Raw genomic sequence first — 8352 nt, 5'->3', positions numbered from 1 at the left:
GACCGCTTGGGAATCAATTCCCGAGGGCGCAAGCCAGGGGCCCCAACCCGATCAAATCATATTCAGATGATTGGGGAGGTTGTACGAATCTGATGTAAGATGTCGCCTCTGCCTCCTCTGCCTCCAGCCCCCGAGTCCCGATTTTTGACAAACTGGACAACCATTATCATGTCGAATCCCCAGCAGCGACAGTCCTGGATGGCAACTTTGGCGAAATCCTCCCTAAAAGCCCTGGAGGATAGAATCGCGGATTTGCAACCCCTGCCCCCCTACGATTTTTTGCGACCCCCGGAAATTGGCCTGACGATGGTCCGGGGGCGCGCCGGGGGGACGGGGGAAATTTTCAATTTGGGGGAAATGACCGTGACGCGGTGCGCGGTGCAGTTGGGCGATCCCGCCGCCATCGTCGGGTTCGGTTATGTGGCTGGCCGATCGCGCCGTCACGCGGAACTCGCGGCCCTGTGCGACGCCCTTTTGCAACATCCCCAGTGGCGCGATCGCATTCAACAATCGGTGATCGAACCCCTGCAAGGGGAACTCCGGCAACAACACGCTGCCCGGGCCCGACAGACCGCCGCCACCCAGGTCAACTTTTATACGCTGGTGCGGGGGGAGTCGGAATGACCGTTCAACTTCCCGGACTGGCCGATCCGGTCCACGACGCCCAAACCAGCTTTCGCGCCCTGTTGGACGCCCTGTCCCACCCCGGACAACCCCGGACGATTCCACCCTTTTTAACCCCTCCCAGGGACCTCAACCCGGCCTGTGCGATCGCTTGTCTGACCCTGTTGGACTTGGAAACCGAGGTCTGGCTGAGTCCGGAATTTCCCTCGGAGGTGGGGCGGTGGCTGGTGTTTCACAGCGGTTGTCGGTGGGGAACCGACCCCGGAACGGCCGATTTTGCCCTGATTCGAGATATCGCCGAACTGCCCGATCTGACCCAATTCAACCCCGGAACGGCGGAAGAACCGGAAACCGCCGCCACCCTGCTGATCCAGGTTCCCAGTTTGCAGGGGGGAGAAGCCGTCACCCTCACCGGGCCGGGAATTTTGGGGGAACAAAACATTAATTTGCCCGTTTCTGCCCAATTTTGGGTACAGTGGCGGGAAAATGTCCGACAATATCCGCAAGGAATTGACATCTTTTTTTTCAGCGATCGGGAGGTGGTCGGTTTGCCCCGAACCGCCCAACTGAAACCGTCGGAAGGAGAGCGTTGAGATGGCTTACGTCGCCGTCAAGGGAGGACAACAGGCGATCGAAAATGCGGAGGCCCTGCTGAAGGCGTGGCGGCGGGGCGATCCGGACGTGCCGGAGTTGACCCTCGACCAGATCCAACAACAACTGTCCCTGGCCGTCGATCGCGTTATGTGCGAGGGGAGTCTGTGCGATCGGGAACTGGCGGCTTTAGCGATCAAACAGGCCTGGGGGGACTTGGTGGAGGCGGTATTTTTGCTGCGGGCCTACCGGACGACCCTGCCCCGGTTCTACTCCAGCCAACCCCTGGATACGGGGAAAATGCAGGTTTCCCGGCGCATTTCCGCCATTTTTAAGGACGTCCCCGGCGGCCAGCAGTTGGGCCCGACGTTCGACTACATCCACCGCCTCCTGGACTTCAAATTGGCGGCGGAGGGGGAGGCACCGCCGGCGCCGGAAGCCGAAATTCCCCCATCAGACATCCCCCGCGTCACCGATACCCTCGGTCAGGAGGGGTTGCTGCAACCCGAACCCCCCCAGGACAACCGACCCGCCGACCTGACTCGTCAACCGTTGAAACTGCCCACCGGACGGGATGCGCGGTTGCAAAATCTGGCCCGGGCCGACGAGGGGTTTTTACTGGCTTTGGCCTATTCCACCCAGCGGGGGTACGGCAAAAATCACCCCTTCGCGGGGGAGGTGCGGGTGGGGATGGTGGAGGTGATCATCTGTCCGGACGAGTTGGGGTTCGAGGTGGCGATCGGGGAAATTACGGTGACGGAGGTGCAGATGGTCAACCAATTTTCCGGATCGAAGCAGATTTTACCCCAATTTACCCGCGGCTACGGGTTGACGTTCGGCTACAACGAGCGGAAGGCGATGTCGATGGCCCTGGTGGATCGGGCGATGCGATCGCCGGAATTGGGCGAAGCGATTCAGGGTCCGGCCCAGGATCAGGAATTCGTCCTCTCTCACTCCGACAATGTGGAGGCTCAGGGGTTCGTCCAACATTTGAAACTGCCCCATTACGTCGATTTTCAATCAGAATTAAATTTGATCCGCCAAATGCGGCAGGACTATCAATGTTAAACCGCCGCTCGTAGCACAGGCATCCTGCCTGTGAAAATATCCCCCATTATCCCTCTTAGATCCCCTTTGAAAGGGGGGAGAATTGGGGGGAGAATTGGGGGGAGAAAGGGGGAAGAAAGGGGGGAGAAAGAGGAGGCTTCGCTTTAAGTTCAACGGGTATTTTATCCTCCAATTTACCCGGTCAGATTGAGAACAACTATAGATGCAATTCAAGTCAATTTATGAGTGACAATGGAACGATAACAGAGACCCCAGAACCCGGATTTAACTTCGCCTATTTGGACGAACAAACGAAGCGATCGATCCGGCGATCGCTCCTCAAAGCCGTAGCGATTCCGGGTCATCAAATCCCCTTCAGTTCCCGGGAAATGCCCATGTCCTACGGCTGGGGGACGGGTGGCATTCAAATCACCGCTTCGGTTATCGGAAAAACGGATACTCTGAAAGTCATCGATCAGGGTTCGGACGACACCACCAATGCGGTAAATATCCGCCGCTTTTTTACCCGTGTCTGCGGTGTAAAAACTACCGAAAAAACATCGGAAGCGACGTTAATTCAAACCCGCCACCGCATCCCAGAAACCCCTTTGAAATCAGGTCAAATTATCATCTACCAAGTCCCGATTCCCGAACCCCTGCGGTGGCTGGAACCGTCCGCCGTCGAAACCGACAAAATGCACGCCCTCGAAGAGTACGGGCCGATGTACGTCAAACTCTACGAAGACATTACAAAATTCGGTCATATCGCCACATCCTACGATTATCCGGTGCGGGTTCACGATCGCTATTTGATGAGTCCGAGCCCGATTCCGAAATTCGACAATCCCAAACTGAATATGAATCCGGCGTTACAGTTATTTGGGGCGGGCCGGGAAAAGCGAATTTACGCGATTCCACCCCACACGGAAGTCAAAAGTTTGGACTTTGAAGACCATCCATTTTCGGTGCAAAAATGGGACAAATCCTGCCACTTTTGCGGGTCGAAAGATAGCTTTTTAGATGAGGTCGTCACCGACGATCGCGGCGGTCGGATGTGGATCTGTTCGGATACAGATTATTGTCAATCTCGACAACAACTCATTCAAACACAATCCCATGATTAAATTTGATCACACTCCCCTTTCATTTAACAGTCGTCGAGTCTGGGTGATGCTGTTGGAAAAAGGCATCGAATTCGAGGAAGCGATCGTCAATTTGAACGGCGATCAATATCAGCCGGAGTTCTTGCAACTGAATCCCTTTCATCACATCCCGGTTTTGGTGGATGAGGATTTTACCCTGATCGAATCATTGGCGATGATGGACTATTTGGATGCGAAATATCCCGACCCGAGTTTCACTCCGAAAAATCCGCGATCGCTGGGTATCATGCGGATGTTGGAGTTGGTCATTATGAACGAATTATTACCCGCCACCGTCCCCCTACTCAAACGATTTGCGGGGGTGCTGGACGAACCAGATGAGTCCCTGAAGCAATCCCATGAAAAACTCGATACCATCCTTAATTTTTATCAAGATTATTTGGGCGATCGCGATTATTTAGTCGGCAATGAAATCACCCAAGCCGATTTCGTCGCCGGGACCGCCATTCCCTCTTTGGAAATACTGGGTTTTTCTCTGGAGTCCTATCCAAAAATACAAGCATGGTGCGATCGCCTGCAAAGCCGGGAAAGCTGGCAAAAAACCGCACCCAAACCCGAAATGGTGGAAGCGGCGATGAGTGGCATCAAATCGAGGGTCGCAAAAATGTAAATTCATGTCTAATCAAAGTCCCCCTTCCCAAGGGGGATTTAGGGGGATCATTAACTCAAAGTCCCCCTTCCCAAGGGGGATTTAGGGGGATCATTAACTCAAAGTCCCCCTTTTTAAGGGGGATTTAGGGGGATCTTTCCCGATTGAATGAGAAAGACCGTTAATGTCATTGATTGAAAACAGGCAGGATGCCTGTGCTACGAGGTACGAGGTAGATCGTTAATATTTATGGGTCTGAACAATTTATGAATGTCGAGTTAAAAACACAATTCGGACAGTTAAAACCTCTGTTGAGAGTCGAAAACTTGAGTCAATCTTACGGATCAATTTTAGCCTGCGATCGCATCAGTTTTGACCTCTACCCCGGACAAGTTTTGGGAATCGTCGGCGAGTCCGGATCGGGAAAATCGACCCTGCTGAATTCTTTGGCGGGATATCTACCCAGTCAGGCGGGGACGGTGATTTATAATGGCGATCGCGGCTATCCCCTCACTTTCAATACTCTCCCCGAAGTGATGCGGCGGAAACTGTTAAAAACGGAGTGGGGATTTGTCAGGCAAAATCCTCGGGATGGACTGCGGATGGACGTAACTGCGGGAGCGAATATCGGCGAACGATTGATGGATATCGGCGTCAGAAATTATGATAAAATTAGACAAGAAGCTGTTCATTGGATGGAACAGGTGGAAATCGATCCGACTCGCATCGATTCCTTTCCGTTTACCTTTTCGGGGGGGATGCAACAACGCCTCCAACTCGCCAGGGTTTTAGTCACCAATCCCCGGTTAATTTTGATGGACGAACCGACGGGGGGGTTGGATGTTTCCGTCCAGGCGAGGCTATTGGATCTGTTGCGATCGGTGGTCAGAAATTTGCATTTGAGCGTTATTTTAGTCACCCACGATTTGGGTGTCGTCCGCCTGTTGGCACATCAACTTTTGGTGATGAAAAATGGCAGGGTTGTGGAAGCGGGATTGACGGATCAAGTGTTGGACGATCCCCAGCATCCCTACACCCAACAGTTGGTGAGTGCGACGTTGATGCCTTGAAGACTTTTCCTGGGTAAGGGGAGGGATCGGAATTGACGACTTTTCAAAATAAGATGATGGATTCGGAGTTAATCAATCAACAACAACCGACGGATATTTCTGCCGATACCCGTTTGAAGGCAGAAAATATTGATAAAGGATTTGTCCTCCACAATCAGGGGGGGGTGCATCTGTCAGTTTTGGAAGGAGTTTCGCTGACGGTGGATGCCGGGGAGTGCGTGATTTTGGCGGGAAAATCGGGTTCCGGGAAGTCCACGTTCATGCGATCGCTTTACGGAAATTATCGGGTCGATCGCGGTTCGATTTGGGTGAAACATGACGAAAATTGGTTGGATTTGGTGAAACTTCAACCCCACGAACTGTTAGAAATTCGCCGAAAAACCATCGGTTATGTCAGCCAATTTTTGCGCGTCATTCCCCGGGTTCCCGCGATCGCGGTGGCGATGGAACCGCTGTTGGAATTGGGGGTTGATCGCGAGACGGCGTGCGATCGCGTCGAGGAATTATTCCGGCGTCTCAACCTCCCCGAACGCCTCTGGAATCTCTCCCCCACCACCTTTTCCGGCGGCGAAAAACAGCGGGTGAATATCGCCAGAGCCCTATCCGTCAACTCTCCAATTTTGCTGTTGGACGAACCGACTTCTTCCCTGGATGAAATCAACCGCCGGGAGGTGATAGAATTGTTGGCAGAACGCAAAAACCAAGGAGCGGCATTGATCGGTATTTTCCACGATGAGGAAGTCCGCAACCGCATCGGAACTCGGGAACTCACTTTTGCAAATCCCCATGAAAATGGTAAAATTTAACTTCGAGATAAGATATTGTTAACCTCAGCCGTTCAAAAAATTAATAAAGTATGGGAAGCACCCCCGTTTGTCTCTAAAAATCATAACTCTAAACCATGAACGAACAGGTTTACACCAATTATCGCCTGCAATTACCCGATCGCGAAGTGTTGGGGACGCTGGTGGTTCGGGACGGCAAAATTGCCGACATTCAACCGGGAATTGTTTCTCAAGGTGAAAATGGCAACGGGGACTATCTTTTACCCGGATTGATCGAACTCCACACCGACAATTTTGAACGGTGTATGTCACCCCGTCCGGGAATAAAATGGCCGATCGAGGCGGCTGTGGTTTATCACGATCGCGATCTGATCAGTTCCGGAATTACCACGGTTTGTGACGCGATCGCGATCGGAGACGTGAAACCCAACTCCAACCGCCTGACGGATTTTCAGCCGATGATCGATGCCATTCACGAGGCACAAGAAACCGGACGTTTTCTGAGCGATCACCGGATTCATTTGCGGTGCGAATTGTCCTTTGAATCGGTTTGTGAGATTGCCGAAGAATATACCGATCATCCCCTGTTATCCCTGATTTCCGTGATGGATCACACGCCGGGACAGCGGCAGTTCGTCAAAATCGAAAAATACACGGAATATTATATGGGAAAATATGGCATTTCCGCAGAAGAAATGCATCGGTTCATCAAAAGGCGAAAGGAAAAACAACAACTCTATGCCGAAAAGAACCGAAAAGCTTTGGTCGCACTGAGTCGCGATCGCAATATTTCCCTCGCCAGCCACGACGATGCCACCGTCGAACACGTCCGGGAAGCCGTGGCAGATGGTGCGGCGATCGCCGAATTTCCCACCACATTGGACGCGGCGGAAGCGGCCCACAATTCCGGGTTGAAAGTCCTGATGGGATCGCCGAATTTGGTTCTGGGGGGGTCCCACTCCGGCAATATTTCCGCGATGGAATTGGTGGAACGCGATCGCGTCGATATTCTCTCATCCGACTACGTTCCCCGCAGTTTGCTTCAGTCGATTTTTATCATTTCCCAGAAAATGCAAAAACCCATCTATCAAACCATGCAATATGTCACCGGCAACCCGGCGAAGGCGATCGGCCTTTTCGACAGCCGGGGGAGTTTGGAAGTTGGCAAACAAGCTGATATAATTACCGTTCATGACGATGGGATCGTTCCCCGGATCACCTCCGTTGTTCGTCGAGGTCGTCGCGTTGCCTAACTGAAAATAAAAATGAGCGATCGAGAGTTGATTGTTTACGCCTGTCCGGTGGGTGAGTTGAACGAGAAAATCGAAGCCTACTTTCGCAAAACTCGAGACGTTTGCGGTGCGAATTCGGCTCACAATTATATGCCTCACTGTTCTCTGACGGGATTTTTTCAAGACAGTGAAACGGCGATTTCGTCCGATGTTGAAATTTTGAATCGGCTGTTAAAGTTATCGGAAATTTCGATAAAAATTACCGGCATGACTTTCAAAGAACATTGGCACGGATTGGAAATTAACGCGCCGGAACTCAAAACAACGATCGCCGATTTTATTGCCGAATCTCAGGCAATTTCCGACCCGAAAAACTTGCGATCAAAAGATTGGCTGCATTTGAGTTTTGCCTACAATTTTGAAGCCGGAAATTATGAAATACTAAAAAAAATCGCTCTCGATTCAATCGACATCAATGCTCCCGTACAGTGGGAAATCCGATTTTATCAGCGGCATGAGGACGGTTCTTGGACGTGCCATCAATCTTGGACAGTTTGATATTTAATTGGCTTAAAAAATCAATCCATCAATAAAATAGACTGATAGCGCTAAAGCGCAACAACGAATTGAAAGAGGTCAAATTATGACTTTAGAAACGATTCTCGAAATTTTAGAAACTCGCGGACATGAGCAGTACGGAAAAGAGGCCGTCAGCCAGCTCGAACACGCCTTGCAGTGTGCGACTTTGGCGCAAAATGCCGGATCGTCCCCCGAGTTGATAACAGCCAGTTTGCTGCACGATTTCGGACATTTGATTCACGATTTAGGAGAAGATACCGACATCGACGATCGCCACGAATATCGCGCCATTCCACCCCTGAAAAAGTTATTTGGCGAAGCCGTCACCGAACCCATCCGCCTTCATGTACAAGCCAAACGTTACCTCTGCGCCACCCAACCCCAGTATCGGGACAATTTGTCTCCGGCTTCTCAATTTAGCCTGGAATTGCAGGGGGGGATTTTTTCGGCGGAAGAGGCGATCGCCTTCATCCGGCAACCCCACGCGGAAGATGCCGTCAAACTGCGGCTTTGGGACGATCGCGCCAAAGTTATCAACTGTAAAACCCCGAATTTGGATGAGTTTATTCCCGTCCTGCAATGGTGCTTGAAATCGACCTAATTTGTCATATCAGATCCGCCGGTTTGACCGCACCCCCCGGCTCCCATCCCCCCCAACCCCCATCCCCCCCA

General features: G+C 51.9%; 10 protein-coding genes. All 10 read left to right on the top strand.

All coding sequences use genetic code 11. The features are described from left to right. Nucleotides 1-168 precede the first annotated feature (168 nt). The 10 genes from phnG to AC0QHF_RS02840 all read left to right on the top strand — a co-directional run bounded on the left by phnG (nt 169) and on the right by AC0QHF_RS02840 (nt 8281). Nucleotides 169-624 carry a phosphonate C-P lyase system protein PhnG gene (gene phnG / locus AC0QHF_RS02885; RefSeq protein WP_324702678.1) on the top strand — a complete coding sequence of 152 codons (456 nt, stop codon included), beginning with the start codon at nt 169-171 and terminating at the stop codon, nt 622-624. After that, nucleotides 621-1217, top strand: coding sequence for a phosphonate C-P lyase system protein PhnH (phnH, locus tag AC0QHF_RS02880; protein WP_324702677.1), 597 nt, complete (start codon nt 621-623; stop codon nt 1215-1217). The genes phnG and phnH overlap by 4 nt, the downstream gene beginning before the upstream one ends. 1 nt (nt 1218) lies before the next feature. Further along, nucleotides 1219-2283 carry a carbon-phosphorus lyase complex subunit gene (locus AC0QHF_RS02875; RefSeq protein ID WP_324702676.1) on the top strand — a complete coding sequence of 355 codons (1065 nt, stop codon included), beginning with the start codon at nt 1219-1221 and terminating at the stop codon, nt 2281-2283. 221 nt (nt 2284-2504) lie between these two features. After that, entirely contained in the window at nt 2505-3386 is an 882-nt protein-coding gene (locus AC0QHF_RS02870) for an alpha-D-ribose 1-methylphosphonate 5-phosphate C-P-lyase PhnJ (protein ID WP_324702675.1), read from the top strand. Beyond that, a complete protein-coding gene (locus tag AC0QHF_RS02865) occupies nt 3379-4035 on the top strand; it encodes a glutathione S-transferase family protein (protein WP_324702674.1) in 657 nt (218 codons plus the stop codon). Before AC0QHF_RS02870 ends, AC0QHF_RS02865 begins: the two co-directional genes overlap by 8 nt. Before the next feature lie 245 nt (nt 4036-4280). Next, nucleotides 4281-5084 carry a phosphonate C-P lyase system protein PhnK gene (phnK, locus tag AC0QHF_RS02860; protein ID WP_324702673.1) on the top strand — a complete coding sequence of 268 codons (804 nt, stop codon included), beginning with the start codon at nt 4281-4283 and terminating at the stop codon, nt 5082-5084. Between the two features lie 32 nt (nt 5085-5116). Continuing rightward, complete coding sequence (gene phnL / locus AC0QHF_RS02855) at nt 5117-5890, top strand: phosphonate C-P lyase system protein PhnL (protein ID WP_324702672.1); 774 nt, start codon at nt 5117-5119, stop codon at nt 5888-5890. A 95-nt stretch (nt 5891-5985) separates the two neighbouring features. Then, nucleotides 5986-7122, top strand: a complete 1137-nt coding sequence (gene phnM, locus AC0QHF_RS02850) for a phosphonate metabolism protein PhnM (RefSeq protein ID WP_324702671.1) — start codon at nt 5986-5988, stop codon at nt 7120-7122. Nucleotides 7123-7134: 12 nt separating this feature from the next. Then, the gene (locus AC0QHF_RS02845) at nt 7135-7659 is read left to right on the top strand and encodes a hypothetical protein (protein WP_324702670.1); all 525 of its coding nucleotides are present in this window, start codon (nt 7135-7137) and stop codon (nt 7657-7659) included. An 85-nt stretch (nt 7660-7744) separates the two neighbouring features. Beyond that, on the top strand, nt 7745-8281 hold the full coding sequence (locus tag AC0QHF_RS02840) for a phosphonate degradation HD-domain oxygenase (protein WP_324702669.1): 537 nt from the start codon (nt 7745-7747) through the stop codon (nt 8279-8281). Nucleotides 8282-8352: the final 71 nt, after the last annotated feature.

Source organism: Lyngbya sp. CCY1209 (assembly GCF_055795065.1).
The sequence above is the reverse complement of the archived record's forward strand: the minus strand, read 5'-3'. Positions and strand labels throughout refer to the sequence as shown.